24 protein-coding genes are annotated in these 22083 nt (G+C 66.1%); 8 read left to right on the top strand and 16 right to left on the bottom strand.

The features are described 5' to 3' along the window. Nucleotides 1-123: 123 nt before the first annotated feature. Nucleotides 124-429, bottom strand: a complete 306-nt coding sequence (rsrA, locus tag J3E61_RS17860; RefSeq protein WP_192721685.1) for a mycothiol system anti-sigma-R factor — start codon at nt 427-429, stop codon at nt 124-126. Next, nucleotides 426-1067: a sigma-70 family RNA polymerase sigma factor gene (locus tag J3E61_RS17855; RefSeq protein ID WP_210085608.1), complete on the bottom strand. Its 642-nt coding sequence runs from the start codon at nt 1065-1067 to the stop codon at nt 426-428. Before J3E61_RS17855 ends, rsrA begins: the two co-directional genes overlap by 4 nt. A 269-nt stretch (nt 1068-1336) precedes the next feature. Between J3E61_RS17855 and J3E61_RS17850 the strand changes: the two genes are divergently transcribed. Together J3E61_RS17850 and J3E61_RS17845 are read left to right on the top strand one after the other, a co-directional pair. Continuing rightward, nucleotides 1337-1837 (top strand): aminoacyl-tRNA deacylase, encoded by a 501-nt coding sequence (locus tag J3E61_RS17850; RefSeq protein ID WP_210084435.1) that lies wholly within the window; start codon nt 1337-1339, stop codon nt 1835-1837. A gap of 102 nt (nt 1838-1939) precedes the next feature. Continuing rightward, nucleotides 1940-2788: an NAD(P)-dependent oxidoreductase gene (locus tag J3E61_RS17845; protein WP_210084434.1), complete on the top strand. Its 849-nt coding sequence runs from the start codon at nt 1940-1942 to the stop codon at nt 2786-2788. On the opposite strand, the gene J3E61_RS17840 is transcribed toward J3E61_RS17845, so the two are convergent. From J3E61_RS17840 to J3E61_RS17805, 8 genes are all read right to left on the bottom strand, one after another. Then, complete coding sequence (locus J3E61_RS17840; protein WP_210084433.1) at nt 2785-3948, bottom strand: NDMA-dependent alcohol dehydrogenase; 1164 nt, start codon at nt 3946-3948, stop codon at nt 2785-2787. The genes J3E61_RS17845 and J3E61_RS17840 overlap by 4 nt on opposite strands. After that, complete coding sequence (locus tag J3E61_RS17835) at nt 3945-5492, bottom strand: aldehyde dehydrogenase family protein (protein ID WP_210084432.1); 1548 nt, start codon at nt 5490-5492, stop codon at nt 3945-3947. The genes J3E61_RS17840 and J3E61_RS17835 overlap by 4 nt, the downstream gene beginning before the upstream one ends. 99 nt (nt 5493-5591) lie before the next feature. Next, complete coding sequence (locus J3E61_RS17830; protein WP_210084431.1) at nt 5592-5840, bottom strand: hypothetical protein; 249 nt, start codon at nt 5838-5840, stop codon at nt 5592-5594. Then, complete coding sequence (locus tag J3E61_RS17825; RefSeq protein WP_210084430.1) at nt 5837-6703, bottom strand: DUF2236 domain-containing protein; 867 nt, start codon at nt 6701-6703, stop codon at nt 5837-5839. The genes J3E61_RS17830 and J3E61_RS17825 overlap by 4 nt, the downstream gene beginning before the upstream one ends. Next, on the bottom strand, nt 6700-6891 hold the full coding sequence (locus J3E61_RS17820) for a hypothetical protein (RefSeq protein WP_210085607.1): 192 nt from the start codon (nt 6889-6891) through the stop codon (nt 6700-6702). Before J3E61_RS17820 ends, J3E61_RS17825 begins: the two co-directional genes overlap by 4 nt. Nucleotides 6892-6973: 82 nt before the next feature. Beyond that, the gene (locus J3E61_RS17815; protein WP_192721692.1) at nt 6974-7798 is read right to left on the bottom strand and encodes an enoyl-CoA hydratase/isomerase family protein; all 825 of its coding nucleotides are present in this window, start codon (nt 7796-7798) and stop codon (nt 6974-6976) included. Continuing rightward, a complete protein-coding gene (locus tag J3E61_RS17810) occupies nt 7795-8394 on the bottom strand; it encodes a TetR family transcriptional regulator (RefSeq protein ID WP_192721693.1) in 600 nt (199 codons plus the stop codon). The genes J3E61_RS17815 and J3E61_RS17810 overlap by 4 nt, the downstream gene beginning before the upstream one ends. A 34-nt stretch (nt 8395-8428) precedes the next feature. Next, nucleotides 8429-9208 carry an SOS response-associated peptidase gene (locus J3E61_RS17805; protein ID WP_210084429.1) on the bottom strand — a complete coding sequence of 260 codons (780 nt, stop codon included), beginning with the start codon at nt 9206-9208 and terminating at the stop codon, nt 8429-8431. A 44-nt stretch (nt 9209-9252) separates the two neighbouring features. On the opposite strand from J3E61_RS17805, the gene aroA reads away from it, so the two are divergent. Both aroA and rsgA read left to right on the top strand, forming a co-directional pair. Next, a complete protein-coding gene (gene aroA / locus J3E61_RS17800) occupies nt 9253-10554 on the top strand; it encodes a 3-phosphoshikimate 1-carboxyvinyltransferase (RefSeq protein ID WP_210084428.1) in 1302 nt (433 codons plus the stop codon). Further along, on the top strand, nt 10551-11540 hold the full coding sequence (rsgA, locus tag J3E61_RS17795) for a ribosome small subunit-dependent GTPase A (protein ID WP_210084427.1): 990 nt from the start codon (nt 10551-10553) through the stop codon (nt 11538-11540). Before aroA ends, rsgA begins: the two co-directional genes overlap by 4 nt. A 44-nt stretch (nt 11541-11584) precedes the next feature. Here rsgA and J3E61_RS17790 read toward each other — a convergent pair whose 3' ends face one another. Next, nucleotides 11585-11824 (bottom strand): hypothetical protein, encoded by a 240-nt coding sequence (locus J3E61_RS17790; protein ID WP_192721697.1) that lies wholly within the window; start codon nt 11822-11824, stop codon nt 11585-11587. Nucleotides 11825-11984: 160 nt separating this feature from the next. Between J3E61_RS17790 and J3E61_RS17785 the strand changes: the two genes are divergently transcribed. Both J3E61_RS17785 and J3E61_RS17780 read left to right on the top strand, forming a co-directional pair. Next, nucleotides 11985-12833 carry an aldo/keto reductase gene (locus J3E61_RS17785; protein ID WP_210084426.1) on the top strand — a complete coding sequence of 283 codons (849 nt, stop codon included), beginning with the start codon at nt 11985-11987 and terminating at the stop codon, nt 12831-12833. Nucleotides 12834-12930: 97 nt separating this feature from the next. Beyond that, on the top strand, nt 12931-13575 hold the full coding sequence (locus J3E61_RS17780) for a methyltransferase domain-containing protein (RefSeq protein WP_192721699.1): 645 nt from the start codon (nt 12931-12933) through the stop codon (nt 13573-13575). Nucleotides 13576-13581: 6 nt separating this feature from the next. Here the strand turns inward: J3E61_RS17780 and J3E61_RS17775 are convergent, their stop codons facing one another. The 4 genes from J3E61_RS17775 to J3E61_RS17760 all read right to left on the bottom strand — a co-directional run bounded on the left by J3E61_RS17775 (nt 13582) and on the right by J3E61_RS17760 (nt 18045). Next, entirely contained in the window at nt 13582-14811 is a 1230-nt protein-coding gene (locus J3E61_RS17775; RefSeq protein WP_210084425.1) for a fatty acid desaturase, read from the bottom strand. 69 nt (nt 14812-14880) lie between these two features. Further along, nucleotides 14881-16023, bottom strand: a complete 1143-nt coding sequence (locus J3E61_RS17770) for a ferredoxin reductase (protein ID WP_210085606.1) — start codon at nt 16021-16023, stop codon at nt 14881-14883. Between the two features lie 98 nt (nt 16024-16121). Beyond that, nucleotides 16122-16622, bottom strand: a complete 501-nt coding sequence (locus J3E61_RS17765; RefSeq protein WP_192722435.1) for a hypothetical protein — start codon at nt 16620-16622, stop codon at nt 16122-16124. Nucleotides 16623-16635: 13 nt separating this feature from the next. Next, a complete protein-coding gene (locus J3E61_RS17760; protein WP_192721702.1) occupies nt 16636-18045 on the bottom strand; it encodes a wax ester/triacylglycerol synthase family O-acyltransferase in 1410 nt (469 codons plus the stop codon). Nucleotides 18046-18249: 204 nt separating this feature from the next. Here J3E61_RS17760 and J3E61_RS17755 point away from each other — a divergent pair, with 204 nt between their 5' ends. Together J3E61_RS17755 and J3E61_RS17750 are read left to right on the top strand one after the other, a co-directional pair. Continuing rightward, entirely contained in the window at nt 18250-18732 is a 483-nt protein-coding gene (locus tag J3E61_RS17755) for a hypothetical protein (protein WP_210084424.1), read from the top strand. 18 nt (nt 18733-18750) lie between these two features. Continuing rightward, complete coding sequence (locus tag J3E61_RS17750) at nt 18751-19221, top strand: SRPBCC family protein (protein WP_210084423.1); 471 nt, start codon at nt 18751-18753, stop codon at nt 19219-19221. Here the strand turns inward: J3E61_RS17750 and secA are convergent. Continuing rightward, the gene (secA, locus tag J3E61_RS17745; protein WP_210084422.1) at nt 19218-22040 is read right to left on the bottom strand and encodes a preprotein translocase subunit SecA; all 2823 of its coding nucleotides are present in this window, start codon (nt 22038-22040) and stop codon (nt 19218-19220) included. The two genes, J3E61_RS17750 and secA, sit on opposite strands and share 4 nt — an antisense overlap. Nucleotides 22041-22083 lie beyond the last annotated feature (43 nt).

Below are 22083 nucleotides of genomic sequence, written 5' to 3'. Positions count from 1 at the left end.
AGCAAGCCTTCAACAAAACGGGAGAATCATCATGGCCAAGCGTGGCCGCAAGAAGCGCGACCGCAAACACTCAAAGGCCAACCACGGAAAGCGGCCGAACGCCGGTTCGAAATCGGTGGGGCGCTAGCCGCGCCGGATGATCGTGGTGCGGCTGATCTCGACCCGCAGCCGCTCACGTAGCCCTTCAGGCGCCTTCTCACCGCTGCACTTCTTCGCAATCAAAGTTTTGACCCGCTCCTCTACGCCGTAATAGCGCAGGCACGTCGGGCACTCTTCTAGATGATGCCGGAGCTTGTCGCGGGTTTCTGCGGTGCATTCGCCGTCCAGCAGCGTCCAGACCTCCGCGATCACCGCCGCACATTCGGGGTGCTCGGGGTCTACCGGGCCGACCGGCGGGGACCAGCGTTCTTCGGCGTTACGGTCGCTCATGACGACACCTCCTCGGGTGTGTCGAGCTGCTGTCCGCGGATGAAGCCCCGGTCCCGTGCCACGTCGGCCAACAACTCGCGCAGTTGGCGCCTGCCTCGGTGCAACCGGGACATCACAGTCCCAATCGGCGTGTCCATGATCTCGGCGATCTCCTTGTACGGGAAGCCTTCGACGTCGGCGTAATACACCGCCATCCGGAACTCCTCAGGCAGCGCCTGCAGAGCCTCCTTGATCTCGCTGTCCGGCAGTGCCTCCAGCGCCTCCACCTCCGCCGAGCGCAAGCCGGTCGAGGAGTGCTCCGCGTTGGCAGCCAGCTGCCAGTCGGTGATCTCCTCGGTCGGATACTCGGACGGCTGCCGCTGCTTCTTGCGGTAGCTGTTGATGTAGGTGTTGGTCAGGATCCGGTACAGCCACGCCTTCAGATTGGTGCCCTCGCGGAACGAGCGGAAGCCGGCGTAGGCCTTCACCATGGTTTCCTGCAGCAAGTCCTCGGCATCCGCCGGATTGCGCGTCATGCGCAGCGCACCGCCGTAGAGCTGGTCGAGCAGCGGAATCGCATCGCGCTCGAACCGCGCCGTGAGCTCGGCGTCGGTCTCGTCCGGTTTGTCGGGCACCGGCGCGGGCGCCGAATCGGGCACCGGCGCGGGCGCCGAATCGGGCACCGGCGTTTCCGGCGCCGTGTCCGGCGCCTGCCCGTCGATGTCGGTCATTGTGGGGAACACCGTCCCTTCCGTTGCGGTGCCGCCAAACAGGCCCGGCACGTCGACCGGACGGTCCAGGCATATGGCAGGCACCAAAGACCCCTTCCTTGATCCTAGAGGCTGCAACGGACATGACCCCTTTGCGGGCCGAACTGCATGCAATAACAGCGCGGACGGACGCGATTGTTCCCGCATACGCTGAGCCGGTGGCGCGTGCGGCAACTCCGGCGATCGCGGCCTTGTTAGCCGCGCAAATTCCTCACCAGGTGCTTCAGTACCACCACGACCCCCGGACCGATTCGTTCGGCGAGGAGGCGGTCGAAGCGCTCGCAGGAGCGGTGGAGGGCAACAAAGGGATCGTGCCGGAGCAGGTGTTCAAGACGCTTGTCATCGCGCTGCCCAAGGGTCTGGCCGTCGCGGTGATTCCCGTGCCGTCGAAGTTGTCGTTGAAGGCCGCCGCGGCGGCGCTGGGTGTGCCCAAGGCGACGATGGCCGAGCGGGCGGCCGCCGAACGATCGACCGGCTACGTGATCGGCGGGATCTCGCCGTTCGGGCAGCGCAAGCGGTTGCCGACCGTCGTCGATGTGTCGGCGCTGGATTGGGACGAGGTGTTGTGCAGCGCGGGTAAGCGCGGCTGGGACGTCGCGCTGCATCCGCAGGACCTGATCGCGCTGACGAACGCGGTCACCGCCGACATCTGCGCCTGACGCTGTGCCGAACGTGGGTTACCGTCACGCTTTCTGGGGCGGGGACGTGTATTAATCCCACACTCGCGCCGTCGGTTGGCACACGCCGCCTAGGGTGACCCCATGTCGCTTTCGCAGAAGACCATGTTCATCTCCGGCGCCAGTCGTGGCATCGGGCTGGCGATCGCCAAGCGGGCGGCCGCCGACGGCGCCAACATCGCACTGATCGCCAAGACCGCCGAGCCGCACCCGAAGCTTCCCGGCACGGTGTACACCGCGGCCAAGGAACTGGAGGAGGCAGGCGGGCAGGCACTGCCCATCGTCGGCGACATCCGCGACGAGGAATCGGTCGCGGCTGCGGTCGCGCAGACCGTCGAGCAGTTCGGCGGCATCGACATCTGCGTCAACAACGCCTCGGCGATCAACCTCGGCTCCATCAAAGAGGTTCCGCTCAAGCGCTTCGATTTGATGAACGGCATCCAGGTCCGCGGCACCTACACGGTTTCGCAGGCCTGCATTCCCCACATGATCGGCCGGGAGAACCCGCACATCCTGACGCTGTCGCCGCCGGTCCGGCTGGAGCCCGAATGGCTCAAGCCCACCGCGTACATGATGGCCAAGTACGGAATGTCGTTGTGCGCGTTGGCGATGGCCGAGGAACTGCGCGAGGACGGCATTGCGTCGAACACCCTGTGGCCGCGCACGCTGGTGGCCACCGCCGCAGTGCAGAACCTGCTCGGCGGCGACGAGGCGATGGGCCGGGCGCGCAAGCCCGACGTGTACGCCGACGCGGCGTACGCGATCCTCAACAAGCCGGCCCGCGAGTACACCGGTAACGCCCTGCTGTGTGAGGACGTGTTGCTCGAATCCGGCGTGACCGACCTCTCGGTCTACGACTGCATCCCCGGTTCCGAACTGGGCGTGGACCTGTGGGTCGACACCCCGAACCCGCCCGGATACCAAGCGCCTTAGTCGAATTCGATGATTCCGCGGATGTTGCGTCCTTCGCGCATGTCCCGGATGGCGTCGTTGATCTGGTCGAGCTTGTAGCGCTTGGTGATCAGCTCGTCGAGCTTGAGATGACCGTTGCGGTACATGTCCAATAGCATCGGCATGCTCGCGCGGGGGTTCATGCCGCCGTAGATCAGCCCTTTGAGCGTCTTGCAGCTCTGCAGCATGTCCACGAGCAGCATCGGCACCATACTGAATTCGAACTTCGGGACACCGGTGATCAGGCAGGTACCGCCCTTACCGGTCAACATCAAGGCCGGTGCCAGCATGTCCGCTGTGACCACGCTGGGCGTCAGCACCACGCGGTCGGCCATCACCCCACGAGTCAGTTCCTTTACCTGCGGGATGGCCTCCTCCATCGACGGACTGGTGTCGGTGGCGCCGAAGAACTTCGCCGAATCACGCTTGAATTCAACGGGATCCACCGCGATCACCAGGTTTGCGCCCGCGGCGCGGGCCCCCTGCACGGCGTTGATTCCCACACCTCCCGTGCCGACTACGACAACGGTATCGCCGGGTTTGGTTCCCACGCCGACCGTGCCGGAACCCCACCCTGTCGTCACCCCGCAGGACACCAGCGATGCCGCTTCGAGCGGAGTCGACTCGTCGAGCTTGATCACCGATTCCTCTGCGAGGACGGCGTATTCGGCGAATGTGCCGAGCTGGCAGAAGGCCATCAGATCCTGGTCGCCGATGTGACGCCGCACGGTGTTGTCGGTGACCATTTCCCTGGCCAGCATGCTGGCGCCGTTGTCGCAGAGATAGGTCATCCCCGACACGCACCATCGACATGCGCCGCACGCGGCGATGAATGACAGGCCCACGTGGTCTCCCGGCTGCACGGACCGCACACCGGGACCGACCGCCTCGACGACGCCGGCACCTTCATGGCCTCCGAGCGCCGGGAAGTAATCCGGCGTGGGCATGCCCATCGCCTCCATCATCGCCGTCATGTCTGGAGTGGGCACCATGTCTCCGGTGCTGAAGTGATCGTCGGAATGACAGATTCCCGCGACGGACATCTTCACCAATACCTCGCCCTCGCGCGGCGGGTCGAGGGTGATCTCCGTGACGTCCCAGTCATGCCCGACTCCCCGCATCACCGCACCCTGACACTTCATCGCGCACCTCCCCGCGGTTTGACGCCGAGCCGTCGCAGACCGTGAGCCGCGCTCGCGCGCATCAGACCCAGCCCGAATCGGAACTTCCTGCGCGAATACGGGTACCACAGCGGCTCATTCGCCTGCGTCGGAATTCGCGGCGTTGTAATCGCTTGGACGCGACAGTATTTCAGGATCCCTTCGGCTCCGCCGTTGCGTGCCCCGATCCCCGAGTCTTTCCAGCCCGGCATCGGCACCGCGAACTGGAACCCGTTGGCCATCGCGTCGTTGATGTTGACGGCACCCGCCTCGATCCGGCGCGCAACCCGTTCACCGCGGGCGGCATCGCCGGTCCACACCGTGGCCGAAAGGCCGTAGCGCGAATCGTTGGCAAGCCGGACCGCCTCGTCCTCGTCGGCCACCTTCACCACCGGCAGTGTGGGTCCGAACGTCTCTTCTCTCATGCACGACATCGAGTGGTCGGCGTCGGCCAGCACCGTCGGCTCGAAGAACGTTCCGACTCCAGTCGGCTTGCCGCCGGTGGTTATCCGCGCTCCCCCGGCGACCGCTTCGTCGACGTGGCGCGCGACGATGTCGCGTTGCGCGGCGGTGGCCATCGCTCCCACGTCGAAGCGGTACCTGTTGTCGTCCTGACCCTGGCGCAGCTGGCTCACCTTGTCGGTGAGCTTGGCGACGAATTCGTCGTATATCGGCGCCTCGACGTAAACCCGTTCGATCGACACGCATACCTGACCGGAGTTCGTCATCCCGCCCCACGCGATGCCGTTGGCGGCGCGCTCGAGGTCGGCGTCGGCCAACACCACCGCGGGATCTTTGCCGCCCAACTCGAGGCTGTAAGGGATCAACCGCTCGGCACACGCCACGGCGACCTTGCGCCCGGTGGCTGTCGATCCGGTGAAGTGAACGTAGTCGGAATTGGCGATCACCGCGGCGCCGGTTTCGGCGTAGCCGGTGGTCAGCGCGAGCACCGGTGGCGCGCCGATTTCGGTCCAGCCGCAGGCGAATTCGACCGCGCTCAGCGGCGTCACCTCCGACGGCTTGAGTAGCAGGGCGGCCCCTGCGGCCAGCGCGGCGACGCCATCGAGTGCGGCGTTTGCGAACGGAAAATTCCACGGGATGATCAACCCGACGACAGGGTAAGGCCGGTAGGCGGTGGTCAACCGCTTGGTCTTCATCAGAATGTTGTGTGGCTTCGGATGGCGGTCGCGCAGGAAGGCCTCGGCGTTGCCGGCCCAGTAGTCCAGCAGTCCCGCGGTCAGGGGCGCCTCGAGCGAAGCGTCCGCCCGCACCTTGCCGGTCTCCGATTGCACGACATCCGTGAGATGTTCGGCGTTGTCGAGGACCCAGTCCTGGAACTTCAGTAGCCATGTCTTTCGGCCCCTGGCGCCGAGTGCCTCCCACTCGGGCTGGTACAGCCGAAGCTCACGAGCCTTGGCTGCGACGGTTTCTGCCGAATCGTTGGGTACTTCCCCGACGACGCTGCCGTCGGCTGGATTGCGCACCTCAATCGTGTTTCGGCGGGTGTCTGGCTGGATCGCGGTCATACAGGGGCCCCCATTTCGCGGCGCAGCGGGATGTGCGCCGTGTGGTCAGAATCCCATCGGCCGCACGCGCGGATGCAGGTATTCGGATACTCGTCTCGGCTACGCCACGCAGACGTCGACGCCGAACAGCCCCGCAGGCCAGAACAGAGCCGTCAGCCCGTAGGCCGCGATGTCGGAGCCTGCCGGCAGCCGGGTCTGCAGTTGCGTCTGGATCATGGCCACCTGCTCGGCGCGGAAGAAGGCGAACACCAACCCGGCCACGACGTAGGGAACCGCCATCCACAACGCGAACTCGATCATCGCCTCGACGCTGACTCGGCGACTCAACACCCGGCGCAGCACGGTCACACCAGCGCCCGGTGATCGCGAACCCGCCTGCGCACGTCGGCCAGCAGCACGTAACTGCCGCCTTGGCGGATGAACACCGGCAGGAACCGGTTCACGAGGGCAACCAGCAGAAACAGCCGCTCGAACTGACGCTGTCTGAAATCGCTCCACTGCACACCAAGGGCTTCGCGGAAAACCGGAGCAAGGAAGCCGACCGTGAGGAATTTCAGAAGTGGCCGAAACGCCCACGCCAGAACAGGTTTGATCATGCGCAGATTCAGCAGATCCTGCAGGTACGCGCGCACGTTGTCGTCGATTGAGACGCGCCCGCACGCGTCAACCCAGTAGGTGTCGAACTCCGCGCGAGTCGGCGGCCATTGGTCCTCGGTGACCTGCAGGGTGGTGCCCAACGTCCACGCCGACCGGTAGAACTGGTCAGCCTGTTCGGCCGTCATCTCGCCGCGCAGCAGCTGATAGGTGTCCTCGAGTCCGACGAAAAGGCATGCGGCGACCCACATCTGAAGTTCACGGTCGAAGGCGTTGTAGCGCACCGGGCTGTCCGCGGTGGACTTGACGTGGCGGTGGGCACCATTGACCGCCTCTTGGAATGCGGCGCGGTCGTCGGGGCCGCCGAGCAGTGCGACGGCCAGGTAACCAAAGGTCGTCCTCGCCCGCTTCCACGGGTGCTTGAGCAGATTGCCGGAGTCCACCTTGCTTTCGGCGACCCCGTAACCCACCTCGGGCCACGACAGTTGCATGACGACGTTGGCGGCCCCGGCGGCGAATGCCCAAAAGTCCATGGCCTCAGTGGCGCTGACATCGCCGATCGGATCCCAGCGCGCGGTGCGTCGACCGATACCGATGCGGCAGTCCGCTGGGTTCATGCCAGGCACGCCGTCGACACCAACTGCGCAGGCCACCACACGATCGCGGCGATCCCTCCCGAGTTGAGCAGCGCCCACAGCACTCCGACGGCCAGATACGGGACCGCGAGCATCGCCGCAGTGCCGATCCACTCGGCGATGGTCATCTCAAAGCTCAATACTCGGCGCAGCGGGGTGAGCACGGCGATTATGTTAATGACGATTCCGGCTGGCTGGTGGCCATTTGCGATTGTTTCAGTCGATAATCGGACCGGATGTGAACAGCTGTGCCTACTTCAGCATCGAGCGCACACTGTCGGCAAACGCCGCCGTGGTGAAGCACGCGGGCTCGGCGAATTCCTCCAACGTGATCGCATCGTTCCAATTCGCGTCGGCAGTCGCGCGCAGCAACGGCTTGCTCATCGCGACCGCATGCGGCGGCAAATCGGCGATGCGCGAACACCATTCGTCGGCGGCAGCCAGCAGGCGGTCGTGTTCGACGACCTCCTGCACGAGCCCGAGCCGTAACGCCGTCTCGGCGTCTATGTGGTCGCCGCGCAGGTAATAAGCCAGGGCGCCCTGGTAGCCCAGCCGCCGGGTCAGCGCCCAGCTGGTGCCGACCTCGGGGATGAGGCCGAGGCGGCCGAACGCGGGGACGATGACCGCGCGGTCGCTGGCGACGACCAAATCGCAGGTCAGAGCCCACGCCAGACCGACGCCGGCGGCCGCGCCGTTGAGCGCAGCGATGAAGATGGTGTCCGACCGGGCGATGAGCCTGGCAATGCCGCCGAACTCGCGGCGGATCCACCGCCACACGTCGGCGACGCCTTCAGGCTCGCCGAGCGATTCGATGGCCACGTTCATCATCTTCAGGTCGCCGCCTGCACTGAACCCGGGATCGGCGCCGGTCAGCACGACACTACGGACATCGGGGTCGGCGTCCACGGCTTCCAACGCCCGCCGCAGTTGACGCACCAACGGAGCGGAAAGCACGTTGAGACGGTCGGATTCGTCGAGCGTGATCACCGTGCGGTCGCCGCGGCGGTCGACGTGCACGCGCTGCGGCGCATCCGGGTCGTCACCGGACGCCACGATGGTGCGGTACATGGAATTCATTTCTTCTGCTCCTCAATATCGTTGGCGCGCAATACAGTCCATGCGGCTGACGCGAACGTCTCGACCACATCGCGTGGCAACTTGGCATCGCCGTCTGCGACCCAATGGCGGCTGAACTCCTGCGCGGGGCCGAGCCAGAGCGCGGCCGTGATCCCTACGCGCATCGGCCGCAACGCCCCGTACGTGTGATGCGGCCGCCACCAGTCGCTCACAGCGGCGAAGAACTCGCGATTGGCGTCGTGCAGTGCCGCACTGTCGAGCCGGTCGCCGAGCATCAGCCTGGCCTCGCCGCGATGCTCGCTCACCCACCGCAGGTGATACGCGACGCCGCCGCGGATGCCGCCCTCGGCGGTGTCGTGCTCGCGCAGCATCGCGACGAATCCCGCTTGGTATTCGGCCATCAACTGCGCATAGACAGCCGCGGCAAGCGCGGCCTTGTCGGGGAAATGGTGGTACAGCGCGCCGACACTGACCTCGGCTTCGCGCCGAACCTCGTCGAGCGTCGGCACCAGTGCACCGTCGACCGCGAACCGGCGCCGCGCCACGTGCAGCAACCGGTCCCGGGCATCTGACGTCCTCGCACCCGAACGCGGCACGAGGAATACTCTAACTCAACCGAGAAATCCTCGGCTACAGCAGTGTCGCCTGCTCAGGCTCCTGCTTGGCCGGCTCGATCAACTCGGGGCCGTTGTTTCGGATGCTGTTGACCAGGCGCGAGACCTCGCGAATCGCGATGCGATCGAGGTCGCCGTGGCCGCGCAGCAGCCCCTCATCCACGGGGGCGTTGGGGTCGAGCCAGCGGTCCCAGTCGTCGCGGCTGATGGTCAACGGCATCCGGTCGTGGATCTCGGCCAGCGGGCCCGCCGCGTCGGTGGTGATGATCGTGCAACTCAGCAGCGGCGGCGCATCCTTGGGTGCGTCTTTCGGCCGCCACGTCGACCACAGGCCCGCCATGAACAGCATCTCGCCGTCGCTGCCGTACATGTAATACGGAGTCTTCGGCGCCTTCTTGCCCGACGCGAGTTCGCCGTTGGGCTTCCACTCGTACCAGCCGTCCATCGGCACCAGGCAGCGCTTGCTCTTCGCCGAGTTGCGGAACGCGGGTGAGGTGGTGATCTTTTCGGCCCGCGCATTGATCAGCAGCGGTCCCTTGGTGTCGGGACCGCCGTCGTCTGTGGCCTTGGCCCACGGCGGGACCAGACCCCACCGCATCGACCGCACCCGCCGCGTCGACTCGTCATCCGGTTCGGTGTGCCGCTTGACCACCGTGCTGATCGTGGTGGTCGGTGCGACGTTGTAGTTGGCCCCGGGAGTGTCCTTGTCCTTGGCGGCCGCTGTGCTCTCGTCGATGGCCTTGATCTTTTCGGCCAGCAGGGCCGGATCGGTGGTTACCGCGAATCGCCCACACATGTATCCCATGGTGGCACGCGCAACCGACAGTGCAGGATAGAGCCGTGAGCAACTGGCAGGCACCGTCGACGTCGACCCCTGTGCATGCCACCGTGACGATCCCCGGCTCCAAATCCCTGACCAACCGGGCGCTCGTGCTCGCGGCGCTGGCGACGGCGAACGGTAAGTCGACCATCAGCGGCGCACTGCGCAGCCGCGACACCGACCTGATGATCGGCGCGTTGCAGACCCTCGGTGTCGGCATCGACGGCACCGGGAGCGAGCTGACCATCGGCGGTGCCATCGCACCCCGGCCCGAGGCCCGCGTGGATTGTGGTCTGGCAGGCACGGTGCTGCGCTTCCTTCCGCCGGTCGCCGCGCTGAGCACGCAGTCGGTGTTGTTCGACGGTGACGAACAGGCCCGGGCTCGCCCGATCACGCCGTTGCTCGACGGGCTTCGCGGCCTCGGTGTCGATATCGACGGCGACGGCCTGCCGTTCTCGGTGCGCGGCGCCGGTTCGGTGGTCGGTGGCACGGTCGAGATCGACGCCTCGGCTTCGTCGCAATTCGTCTCGGGTCTGCTGCTTTCAGGCGCGGCATTCGCCGACGGGCTGACGATCGTGCACACCGGCGAATCGGTGCCGTCGGCGCCACATATCGCGATGACGGTCTCGATGCTGCGCGATGCAGGCGTCGACGTCGACGACAGCTCGGCCAACCGCTGGCGCGTCGCGCGGGGCCCAATTGCCGCGCGGGACTGGACCATTGAGCCAGACCTGTCCAACGCGGTACCGTTCCTGGCCGCCGCAGTGGTCAGCGGTGGCAGCGTCAGGGTTTCGGGCTGGCCGGAGGCAAGCATCCAGCCAGTCGAGGACATCTTCGCGATCTTGGAGAAGCTGGGTGCCGTTGTGCGCCAAGGCGGTTCATATCTGGAGGTGCAGGGCGCACCGAGTTACGGCGGCTTCGAGGTCGATCTGCACGACGTCGGCGAGCTGACACCTGCGATCGCAGCGCTTGCCGCGTTGGCCTCCGACGGATCGGTGTCGCAGCTCAGCGGGATCGCGCATTTGCGTGGCCACGAAACCGATCGGCTCGCGGCGTTGTCGGCCGAGATCAATCGGCTCGGTGGGCGATGCGAGGAGACGCCCGACGGCCTTCGCATCACCGCGCGGCCGTTGCACGGCGGGGTGTGGCAGTCGTATGCCGACCACCGGATGGCGACCGCGGGAGCCATCGTCGGGCTGCGCGTGCCCGGAGTCGAAGTGGAAGACATCGGCACGACAGCGAAGACGCTGCCGGATTTCCCACGGCTATGGGATGAACTGCTCGCGGGCAATCCGCACGCGAGGAGGACAACCGGCAATTGAGTCCTCGCGAGTACGACGAGTCCGATGTCCGGGTGCGACCCGGTCGCGGCTCGCGGCCGCGGACCAAGACTCGCCCCGAGCATGCCGACGCGCAGGAAGCCATGGTCGTCGCCGTTGACCGTGGCCGGTGGGGGTGCGCGCTGGGCGGTGACCCCGAACGGCGCGTCACCGCGATGCGGGCCAGGGAACTGGGCCGCACGCCGATCGTGGTCGGCGACGAGGTCGGCATCGTCGGCGATATCTCCGGCCGACCCGACACGCTGGCGCGGATCGTTCGGCGCGGTGACCGGCGAACGGTGTTGCGGCGCACCGCCGATGACACGGATCCGACCGAGCGCGTCGTCGTAGCCAACGCCGATCAGCTGCTGATCGTGGTCGCGTTGGCCGACCCCCCACCGCGCACCGGCCTGGTCGAGCGGACACTGATCGCGGCGTATGCCGGCGGGCTCGAACCCATTCTGTGCCTGACGAAGACCGACCTGGCGCCGCCGGAACCGTTTGCCGCGCAGTTCGCCGACCTCGACCTGACCATCACCACCGCAGGCCGCGATGATCCGCTCGACGCTGTAGCGCCAATGCTGACAGACAAGGTGACCGTGCTACTGGGGCATTCGGGCGTCGGCAAGTCGACACTGGTGAATCGCCTTGTGCCGGATGCCGATCGGGCCACCGGTGCAGTGACCGACATCGGCAGGGGCAGGCACACGTCGACGCAGTCAGTGGCGCTACCGCTGAGCTTTGGCGGCTGGGTGATCGACACGCCGGGTATCCGGTCGTTCGGGCTTGCGCACATCGAACCCGACGACGTGATGCTGGCGTTCTCGGATCTGTCCGAGGCGATCAAGGACTGCCCGCGTGGATGCGGGCACATGGGTCCGCCTGCCGACCCGGAATGCGCGCTGGACACGCTGACCGGGCCCGCGGCGGGGCGCGTCGCCGCAGCGCGACGGCTGCTTGCGGTGCTGCGGGAGGCCGCACAAAACTGAGGCCCTCCCCGGGAAAGGGAGGGCCTCAGTCGGTCGTCGGCCTGTCAGGGGCGGTAGCCGGGCTCGAAGTGCTCGATGCGCCAGGCGCCGTGGTGGCCGTGCCAGCCCGGCATCGCATCGGGTGCGGGGTGCGCCTTGACGCTCGGGGTGAACATGTGGCCGGGGCCGGTCGGATGTGTCGAGGTGGAAGCGTTCGCCATGCCGGCCATGCCGAGAGCGGCGCCGCCGATGATGCCGGCCGAGACGACGGACAGTGCGAAGGTGCGGGCGATGTTGATGGTCATTGTGAATTCTCCTGTGTGAGTGGGCTTTTCGGTTTCTGCGCTGGTGCGTTCCGGCGATGGCTAAAGAATGCCCTGGCCTGCGCTCGCTGTATGTCCGGTGATCGGCCGTCGCAGCGGTGGAATCCGTTGTCCCCCGATCGGGGGAACTAGGCTGGCCGACGTGAGCCAGGTACCCGCCATCACGCTCAACGACGGCACTGTCATCCCGCAGTTGGGGTTCGGCACGTACAAGATCGCGCCTGATCAGACGGCCGCCACGGTGCGCACCGCGCTGGAGACCGGATACCGTCACATCGACACCGCGCAGATGTACCGCAACGAGCATGGCGTCGGGCAGGCCATCCGCGAGGTGGGAGTCGACCGCGACGACGTGTTCGTCACCAGCAAGCTCAACAATGGCGTCCACGAACCCGACGAGGCGCGCCGTGCCTTCGACGACACGCTGACCGCGCTGGGCTTCGACTACGTCGATCTGTTTCTGATCCACTGGCCGTTGCCGACGCGCTACGGCGCTGACTTCGTCTCGACATGGCGCACGCTCGAGAAGTTCAAGGAGGACGGGCGGGCCCGCAGCATCGGGGTTTCGAATTTTCAGGTCGCACATCTGAAGCGCCTGGCCCGCGAGGCCGACACCACGCCCGCGGTCAACCAGGTGGAGCTACACCCGTACTTCGGCAACGACGAAGTGCGCGCGTATGGCCGCGAGCACGGCATCGTGACCGAGGCGTGGGCGCCGCTGGCGCGCGGCGCGGTGGCCAATGATCCCGCCGTGGCGCGCATTGCCAAGGCGGTGGGCAGGTCGGCTGCGCAGGTGGTGCTGCGGTGGCACATCCAACGCGGCGACGTGGTGTTCCCCAAATCGGTGACACCGCAACGGATCAGGGAGAATCTCGCGCTGTTCGACTTCGAACTAAGCGACGCCGATGTCGCGGCCCTTGACGCGCTGAACAGGGGCGAGGCCGGACGAACGGGTCCCAACCCCGACCAATTCGACCGCCTCGACACCTGACACATTCCGCGAGCGTGCGTGTCTGCACAATGACACGCCGCCCGGCGCGGGCGTTTCATGCACGCTCGCGGCCGATGACCGTGCGTAGAGTGCGAAGGTGACCGATCTGGACTTCCTGGACACGACGCGCGAGGGCTACGACCTCACCGCAACCGAATACGCCGAACGGTTCCACGACCACCTGCACAACAAGCCGCTGGATCGCGCGATGCTGACCGGCTTCGCCGGGCTGGCCGGCCCTGATGCGCTCATCGCCGACGTCGGCTGCGGCACGGGTGCGACGTCGCGCATGTTGTCGGAGAGCGGGATGAACGTCGTCGGTATCGACTTGTCCCCCAACATGATTGCCACCGCCCGACGGCTCAATCCCGGCCTGCAGTTTCAGGTCGGCTCCATGACGAGTTTGGACTTCGAGGACGGCCTCTTCGACGGGATCTGCGCGTGGTACTCCGTCATCCACATACCCGACGAATTGCTGCCTCGGGTCTTCGCGGAATTCCATCGGGTGCTGCGACCCGACGGCGTCGCGCTGATTGCATTCCAAGTGGGCGATCAGCCACGCACATTCAAGGAGATGTTCGGCGAGCAGGTGTCATTGACGTTCTACCGCCGCCAACCAGACACCGTCGCACTGTTATTGGACGAGGCCGGGCTAGAGCCTTACGCGGGCCTGGTGCGCGAACCCAACGACGACGGCTTCGAATCGACGCCGCACGCCTACCTCATCGCGCGCCGAACCTGAAGCGAATCAGGCTGCCAGAGCCCGCTTTTCGCGCCTGCGCGCCCGCACTGCGGCGATGGCCGACTTGAGGCCCCGCCGCTGACTGGGCTCCAACTCGGTGAACATCCGCTCGCTGCGAGTCTCGGGCGCATCGTCGGCGGTATCGCGCAGATACTTGTCCGGCAGCGACAGCTTGGCGATCGTCCGCCATGTCTTGCCGTACTGCACCAGGAACGAACCCGTCGTGTACGGCAGGTCGTACTTGTCGCAGACCTCGCGCACCCGCAGTGAGATCTCATGAAGCCGGCTGCTCGGAAGGTCCGGATACAGGTGGTGCTCGATCTGGTGGCACAGGTTGCCGCTCATGAAGCGCAGTGCGGGTCCACCCTCGAAGTTGGCGCTGCCCAGCATCTGGCGCAGGTACCACTCGCCCTTGCTCTCGCCTGCCATGTCGGTCTTGGTGAATTTCTCTGCGCCATCAGGGAAGTGGCCGCAGAAGATCACCGCGTTGGCCCACACGTTTCGGATGACGTTGGCGACCGCGTTGGCCTTCAGTGTCGAGGAGAACGTCGCGCCGGGCGACAGCGACGTCACCGCGGGCCACGCCACGTAGTCCTTGGCAAGCTGGCGACCGGCCTTCGCCGAGAACTCGCGCAGCCGCACCATGGTGGCGTCGCGGTCGTCGCGGCCCTTGAACATCCTGCCGAGTTCCAAGTGCTGCAGCCCCACGCCCCACTCGAAACCGAGCGCGAGCATGGTGTTGTAGAACAGGTTGCCGAGGTTGAACGGCTTCCACTTGTCGTCACGGGTGACCCGCAGCAGGCCGTAGCCCACATCGTCGTCCATGCCGAGGATGTTGGTGTACTTGTGGTGCATGAAGTTGTGGGTGAACCGCCAGTGTTTGGACGCCCCACTCATATCCCACTCCCACGTCGAGGAGTGAATCTCGGGATCGTTCATCCAGTCCCACTGGCCATGCATGACGTTGTGGCCGATCTCCATGTTCTCGATGATCTTGGCCACACCCAAAGTCACAGTGCCCGCCCACCACGCCGATCGCTTCGAGCTCGCGGCCAGCATGAGCCGGCCCGCCACCTCGAGTGCACGCTGGGCGGCGATGGTGCGGCGGATGTAGCGCGAGTCGCGCTCCCCACGGGAGTCTTCAATGTCCTGCCGGATGGCGTCGAGCTCGACCGCGAGACTTTCGATGTCTGAGTCGGTCAGATGCGCGAATGCCGGTACATCGGTGATTGCCATTGTTCTGCCTCCCTTCTGATGCCAACCCTATCGTAACCTACGATACCGTAGGTTACCGGTCAGTAAACCTTAGACGTCGAGCACACAATCGCCAGAAGCTGCGGAAATGCACGTCTGCACCCGGCTTCCCGGCTCGTGCTCGACACCGGTGCGCAGGTCGCGGACGTGCCCCTCGAGCAGTGGGACGACACACGACTGACAGATGCCCATCCGGCAGCCGAACGGCATCTGGATGCCGACGCTCTCGCCGGCGTCCATCAGTGGCGTCGCCCCGTCCACGGTCAGCGTCTTCCCGCTGCGGGCGAACTGCACCGAGCCACCCTCGCCGTGCGCGGCGGCCTTCGATACGGCAAAGCGCTCCAGGTGCAACCGCTCGGCTATGCCGGCGGCCGTCCAAACCCCCTCGGCGTGGTTGAGCATGCCTTCGGGACCGCAGGCCCAGGTCTGCCGCTGACGCCAGTCGGGCACTTCCTCATCAAGCGCAGACAGGTCAAGGCGGCCTTCGGTGCGTGTCGACCGCAACTTGACCCGATAGCCGTCATGGCTGCGCTCGAGAGCGGCCAGCTCGGCGGCGAACATGACGTCGGATTCCGTTGGCGCAGAATGCAAATGGACCACGTCCGTGATCTGATCGCGGCGAGCCAATGTGCGAAGCATCGACATCACCGGTGTGATGCCGGAGCCGGCGGTGATGAACAACACCGAGGCGGGCGCAGGGTCTGGCATCACGAAGTTGCCTTGCGGCGCCGCTAGTCGCACCACCGTGCCGGGCGCCACTCCGCCGACCAGGTGGGACGACAGAAACCCCTCGGGCATCGCCTTGACGGTGATCGTGATGATGCGCGCCCCGGTCACCGGGCTGGACGTCAACGAATACGACCGCCATCGCCAGCGGCCGTCGACCAGGACCCCGATCCCGATGTACTGACCGGGCTCATAGTCGAAGGAGAATCCCCAGCCCGGCTTGATGACCAGGGTCGCGGAGTCCTCGGTTTCCCGGCGCACCTCGAGAATCCGGCCGCGAAGTTCACGCGCCGACCACAACGGGTTGGCGAGCTTGAGATAGTCGTCGGGAAGCAGTGGCGTGGTGATCCGCTCGGCAAGGGCCCGCGCCGCGTCCCACCCGCGATGCTTACCGGCACCGGCGACGGTCGGCCGCACGGTGTCCGCGAGCACGGCCGCGGGCCTGCTGCTGCTGTATTTCTTGCCCAACGAAAGCTCCTGCCCCAGTTTCAGGATCGCGTCTCCCGTCCTCCGGGAGACGTAACCTACGGTACCGTAGGTTCGCCGCTTGAGCCAAGGGAGAGCCATCACAGCAGCTCGAGCAGGAACGGCAGCTCTTGGGGCGCATACCAGGCGAGATCGTGGTCCTGGGCGTCGCCGACGATGAATTCCGCGTCCTCATCGCCCAGGTCAGCGGCGTCGACGGCCTCGATCGCAGCCACCACTGCGGGCTCGGCGTCCGCATTGTCGACATATGCGGCGATCACGTCGTCGTAGGCGATCGGCGCCGACAGTCGCACCACCGCGTCGTCGAGATCCGGGCGCGCAGTCACGCCCTCGACCTCGGCGACCACCACCGCTCGCCGCGGAGGCAAATCCGAGGCGCCCTCGCCGGACAACAGTCGCAGCGAGGCGAGTGCCGCATCTCGAAGCGCAACATCGGCAAGCTCTTCGTCGTCGCCTTCGGCATAGGACTCGCGCAGCGCCGGCGTGACCGCGAACGCGGTCCCACTGCGGGCGTGCAGCAGCCGATCGGCGACGAGCTGCTGCAACATCGCCAGGGTCGCCGGAACATAGACACGCACCAGGCGAGGTTAACTGCTACTGCGCGGCTTCCAGCAATTCGTCGAGCGACTCCCGCAGCAGCGAGGGAAACACATCGACATCGCTCATCGCGTCGCGGTCGGCGTTGATGCCGAAATAAAGCATGCCGTTGTAGGACGTGACGCCGATCGCGAGCACTTGGTTGTTCAGCAGCGGTGGCACCGCATAGGTCTCCAGCAGCTTGGTGCCCGCTATGAACATCTGCTTCTGCGCGCCCGGCACATTGGTGATCAGCAGGTTGAACTGCCGCGCCGAGAACGTGGTGGCCACCCGAATTCCCATGGCGTGCAACGTCGGTGGCGCAAAACCGGACAGCGTGACGATCGTCCTTGCGTCGACGAGGCTGGCGGCCGTCGGGTGTGACTCGGTGGCATGCGAAATCTGGGACAGTCGCACGACCGCGTTTCCCTCACCTACCGGCAGGTCGACGAGAAACGGCGCGACCTCACTGATGGCCTGACCCGGTCCGGTCGTGTCGAGATCTGCGTCGGGATAGACCGACATCGGCGCCATCGCGCGCACGGTCGTCGTCGACGTCACCGGCTCGCCCCGCGACATCAGCCAGTTCCGCAGCGCACCGGCGACCACCGCCAGCACGATGTCGTTGATGTCGCACTCGTACCGCGCTCGCACCGCTCGGTAGTCCTCGAGCCGATGGCTTGCCACGGTGAACCGACGGTTGCGCGAAACCGTGGTGTTCAGCGGGCTGTTCGGCGCGGTGCCCCGTGCGACGGTGCGCGCTACGTCGACGACGCGGCGGCCGACCTCGGCCAACTGACCGGCGTTGGTCGCCACCTCCGTCACCGCCGAGCGCACCGCGCCGAGTTGCTCTGCCGGCCGGGTGATCCACTCACCGACAGCGCCGAGCAACAGCTGACGGTCGCTGGGCTCGCGCGCCGGAATCCAGATGTCCTCGCCGAACTCCGGTGGCTTCTGCGTGGGATCGGCGATGACGTGGCCGAGCGCGAGCGCAGTCATGCCGTTCACCAACGCCTGATGTGACTTCGTGTAGATCGCGACGCGGTTACGGGTCAGCCCCTCGATCAAGTACATCTCCCACAGCGGCCGGGACTTGTCCAAGGGCCGCGAGCCGAGCCGGGCGATGAGCTCATGCAGCTGCGCGTCGCTGCCGGGCGACGGCAGCGCCGATCGTCTGACGTGGTAGGTGATGTCGAAGTCGCCGTCGTCGATCCACACCGGACGGGCCAACCCCAGCGTCACTTCGCGCACCTTCTGCCGGTAGCGCGGAATCTGCGGCAAGCGCTGTTCGACTGTGGCCAGCAGGGTTTCGTAGCTCAGGCCGTTGCGCGGCTTGCGCAGGATCGACAGCGTGCCCACATACATCGGGGTCGAGGTGTCTTCCAGGTGATAGAACGACGCGTCTGACGCCGACAACCTGGTCACCATCCGGTGCAGTCCCCCTCGTGATGTCGTCGCTGTCGATTGACCCCCGTGCAGGCTATCGGCAGGTTCCGTGCGCGCGCATCACGGGTGGATACCGGCGCCGTGAGGCCCTGGGAATCCGTGGGATCATGGACGTGTCTGCGACTCTCCAGCAGATGCCGTCTTGTCGTACCGAACGCTTGTCGCACCCAACGCTGGAGAGCACCGATGACCGCATCTCGGATTCCGCCAAAACCGCTGTCGTTGACGACGCCGATCATCGACTGCGAACCACCGCCCGTGGGAATCACCGCGTGCCCGCCGCCAACGTCCGCGGCGCTACACCGCCGCACCAACCGAACCCATCGGCCCGTGCCCCGTCCGGTGCCGCACGACCCGCTGCCACCGCGCGCCGCGGTGGTGTTCGCCGACGCGGCGTTGCGCCGCGTGCTGGAGGTGATCGACCGGCGCAGGCCGATAGCGCAGCTGCGTCCACTGGTGGCGCCGGCTTTGATCGACACGGTCACGACGTTGACGCGAATACCGCAGACTGCCGCCGCGACGCTGCAGCGATCCCGCCTGCGCATGGTCGACACCGATGCCTGCGAGCTGTTCGCGACCTACACCCGCGCGCAACGGGTCCGGGCCATCGCAGGACGGATCGAATGCCGCGACGGTCGCTGGCGAATTGTTGCCTTACAGCTGGGATGACGCGACTAGCGTTGCGGCGTGCAGGGAAACAGCATCAGTGTCGAGCGCGTCATCAATGCGTCCGCAAGTGAAATCTTCGCCATGATCGCCGACGCCGGGCAGCATTCCAGCTTCGACGGTTCCGGGACCGTCGACCATTCCCGGGAAAAGTCTCAACCGCTGGAACTCGGCTCGAAGTTCGGCATGTCGATGCGCGGACGGCCCGAAACACTGTTCGTGCCGTACCGCACCACCAACACCGTGATCGAGTTCGAGCCCGACCGCCGCATCGCGTGGCAGACCAGAACGGGACCGCTCGGGTTGATCGGCGGGCGGATCTGGCGCTACGAACTGAGCCCGGTCGAGGGGGGCACGCTGGTGCGCGAAACCTGGGACGTCTCGCGGGACCGTCAGCGACCGATGCTCAAGATGGGCGGCATGCCCAAGCAAACCGAGGACGGCATGCGCGCCACATTGGAGCGCATCGCCGCGATCCTCGAACCGCGTTAGCGCCTGCGCATACCCCTGGCGGACTTGGCCTGCTGGCGAGCGGCCTCGCGCCGCTCACGACGACTGGTGCCGCCCGTCGGCGCGGCGTGCTTGCCGCCGCCACCGTCACGCTTCACCTGTGCCGAGCCGTCCTCGGATGGGCCGGAGTAGGTCAGCGGCGGAGCGGAGTCTTCAATTCCCTTGGCGCGCAAGCCAGCTGGACGCTCCTTGGTGGCCAATCCGCCCTGGGTGCTGTCCTGTGCCTTCGCAGCGGCGTCGGCGGCGAACTGCGCCAGCCCTGACGGCGTGGCGACCGGCGCGACGGTCGGCGCCGGCGCGGCCTCCACCTGGACATTGAATAGGAAGCCCACCGACTCTTCCTTGAGCCCCTCGAGCATGCCGACGAACATGTCGTAGCCCTCCCGCTGGTATTCGACCAGCGGATCGCGCTGCGCCATGGCCCGCAGGCCGATGCCCTCCTTGAGGTAGTCCATCTCGTAAAGGTGTTCGCGCCACTTGCGGTCGAGCACGTTGAGCAGCACGTTGCGCTCGAGCTGCCGCATCGCGCCCTCACCCGCGATCTCCTCGAGCTGCTTCTCGCGTTCGGCGTACGCGCGCTCGCCGTCCTCGATCAGCGCGTCCAGCAGCTCCTCACGGGTCAGCTCGCCGGGCTCGCCGACCGCGTCGGAGTCGAGCAGGTCGTGATGGTCGATACCGACCGGGTAGAGCTGTTTGAGCGCCGTCCACAGCTGCTCGAGATCCCAGTCCTCGGCGTAGCCCTCGGCCGTCGCGCCGTTCACGTAGGCGGTGATGACATCGATGAGCATCCGGTGCGCCTGCTCGGCGAGGTTCTCCCCCTCGAGGATCAGGCGACGCTCCTCGTAGATGACCTTGCGCTGCTGGTTCATCACCTCGTCGTACTTGAGGACGTTCTTGCGGACCTCGAAGTTCTGCTGCTCGACCTGGGTCTGAGCGCTCTTGATCGCGCGGGTGACCATCTTGGCTTCGATCGGCACGTCGTCGGGCAACTGCAACCGGTTGAGCAGCGCCTCCAACGTCTCGCCGTTGAACCGCCGCATCAACTCGTCGCCCAGCGACAGGTAGAACCGCGATTCGCCAGGATCGCCCTGACGTCCTGAGCGGCCGCGCAGCTGGTTGTCGATGCGGCGCGACTCGTGCCGCTCGGTGCCCAGGACGTACAGGCCGCCGGTTTCGATGACGTCCTTGGCCTCCTCGGCCGCCTCCGCCTTCACCTGGGGCAGGACCTGGTGCCAAGCCGCCTCGTACTCTTCGGGCGTCTCGACGGGGTCGAGGCCCTGCGCGCGCAGCTTCTTGTCGGCGAGGAAGTCGACGTTGCCGCCAAGCACGATGTCGGTGCCGCGGCCTGCCATGTTGGTGGCCACGGTGATCGCGCCCAGCCGACCGGCCTCGGCGACGATGTTGGCTTCCTGCTCGTGGTACTTCGCGTTGAGCACGTTGTGCGGGAGCCGCCGCTTCTGGAATTGGCGCGACAGGTATTCCGAACGCTCGACGCTGGTGGTGCCGATCAGCACCGGCTGGCCCTTCTCGTACCGCTCCGCGACGTCGTCGACGACCGCGATGTACTTGGCCTCTTCGGTCTTGTAGATCAGGTCGGACATGTCCTGGCGGATCATGGCCTTGTTGGTCGGAATCGACACGACGCCGAGCTTGTAGATCTCGTGCAGTTCCGCCGCCTCGGTTTGGGCGGTGCCCGTCATGCCGGAGAGCTTCTCGTAGAGGCGGAAGTAGTTCTGCAGCGTGATCGTGGCCAGGGTCTGGTTCTCGGCCTTGATCTCGACGTGCTCCTTGGCCTCGATGGCCTGGTGCATGCCTTCGTTGTAGCGGCGGCCGATCAGCACGCGGCCGGTGAACTCGTCGACGATCAGCACCTCGCCGTCGCGGACGATGTAGTCCTTGTCGCGCTGGAACAGCTCCTTGGCCTTGATGGCGTTGTTGAGGTAGCTGACCAGCGGCGAGTTGGCGGCCTCGTAGAGGTTCTCGATGCCGAGCTGATCCTCGACCAGCTCGACACCCAGCTCATGCACGCCGATGGTGCGCTTGCGCAGGTCGACCTCGTAGTGGACGTCCTTCTCCATCAAGGGGGCCAGCCTGGCGAACTCGGTGTACCAGTGCGAAGAGCCGTCGGCAGGTCCGGAGATGATCAGCGGCGTGCGGGCCTCGTCGATCAGGATGGAGTCGACCTCGTCGACGATCGCGAAGTTGTGCCCACGCTGCACCAGGTCGGCCAGCGAGTGCGCCATGTTGTCGCGCAGGTAGTCGAAGCCGAACTCGTTGTTCGTGCCGTAGGTGATGTCGGCGTGATACGCCGCCCTGCGTTCTTCGGGGTTCAGCCCGGAAAGGATGACGCCGACGTTGAGCCCGAGGAAGCGGTGCACGCGGCCCATCCACTCCGCGTCGCGTTTGGCCAGGTAGTCGTTGACCGTGACGACGTGCACGCCTTTGCCGCTCAATGCGTTGAGGTACGACGGCAACACAGCGGTCAGGGTCTTGCCCTCACCGGTCTTCATCTCGGCGACGTTGCCGAAGTGCAGCGCCGCGCCGCCCATCACCTGGACGTCGAAGTGGCGCTGGTCGAGCACCCGCCACGCCGCCTCGCGGGCGACGGCGAATGCCTCGGGCAGCAGTTCGTCGAGGTCTTCGCCGTCGGCTACGCGCTTCTTGAATTCGTCGGTCTTGGCCCGCAACTCGGCGTCGGAGAGCTTCTCCACATCGTCGGACAGGGTGTTGACGTAGTCAGCCACCCCCTTGAGGCGCTTGACCATGCGGCCTTCACCGAGACGGAGCAACTTGTCCAGCACGCGATTTCCTCAATTTTCTCAATGGGTTCGATGGACCTCAGTC

The organism is Mycobacterium sp. OAE908, from assembly GCF_017872775.1.
Lineage (GTDB): Bacteria > Actinomycetota > Actinomycetes > Mycobacteriales > Mycobacteriaceae > Mycobacterium.
Note: the sequence above shows the minus strand (reverse complement) of the source record. Positions and strands in the feature narration are given on the sequence as shown.

Excerpts from the sequence above, each read along its gene's own strand:
- rsrA (WP_192721685.1), bottom strand. The coding sequence starts at position 429 with ATGAGCGACCGTAACGCCGAAGAACGCTGGTCCCCGCCGGTCGGCCCG.
- J3E61_RS17845 (WP_210084434.1), top strand. The coding sequence starts at position 1,940 with ATGTCGCTTTCGCAGAAGACCATGTTCATCTCCGGCGCCAGTCGTGGC.
- J3E61_RS17840 (WP_210084433.1), bottom strand. The coding sequence starts at position 3,948 with ATGAAGTGTCAGGGTGCGGTGATGCGGGGAGTCGGGCATGACTGGGAC.
- J3E61_RS17835 (WP_210084432.1), bottom strand. The coding sequence starts at position 5,492 with ATGACCGCGATCCAGCCAGACACCCGCCGAAACACGATTGAGGTGCGC.
- J3E61_RS17825 (WP_210084430.1), bottom strand. The coding sequence starts at position 6,703 with ATGAACCCAGCGGACTGCCGCATCGGTATCGGTCGACGCACCGCGCGC.
- J3E61_RS17815 (WP_192721692.1), bottom strand. The coding sequence starts at position 7,798 with ATGAATTCCATGTACCGCACCATCGTGGCGTCCGGTGACGACCCGGAT.
- J3E61_RS17805 (WP_210084429.1), bottom strand. The coding sequence starts at position 9,208 with ATGTGTGGGCGATTCGCGGTAACCACCGATCCGGCCCTGCTGGCCGAA.
- J3E61_RS17790 (WP_192721697.1), bottom strand. The coding sequence starts at position 11,824 with ATGACCATCAACATCGCCCGCACCTTCGCACTGTCCGTCGTCTCGGCC.
- J3E61_RS17775 (WP_210084425.1), bottom strand. The coding sequence starts at position 14,811 with ATGGCAATCACCGATGTACCGGCATTCGCGCATCTGACCGACTCAGAC.
- J3E61_RS17760 (WP_192721702.1), bottom strand. The coding sequence starts at position 18,045 with ATGGTGACCAGGTTGTCGGCGTCAGACGCGTCGTTCTATCACCTGGAA.
- J3E61_RS17755 (WP_210084424.1), top strand. The coding sequence starts at position 18,250 with ATGACCGCATCTCGGATTCCGCCAAAACCGCTGTCGTTGACGACGCCG.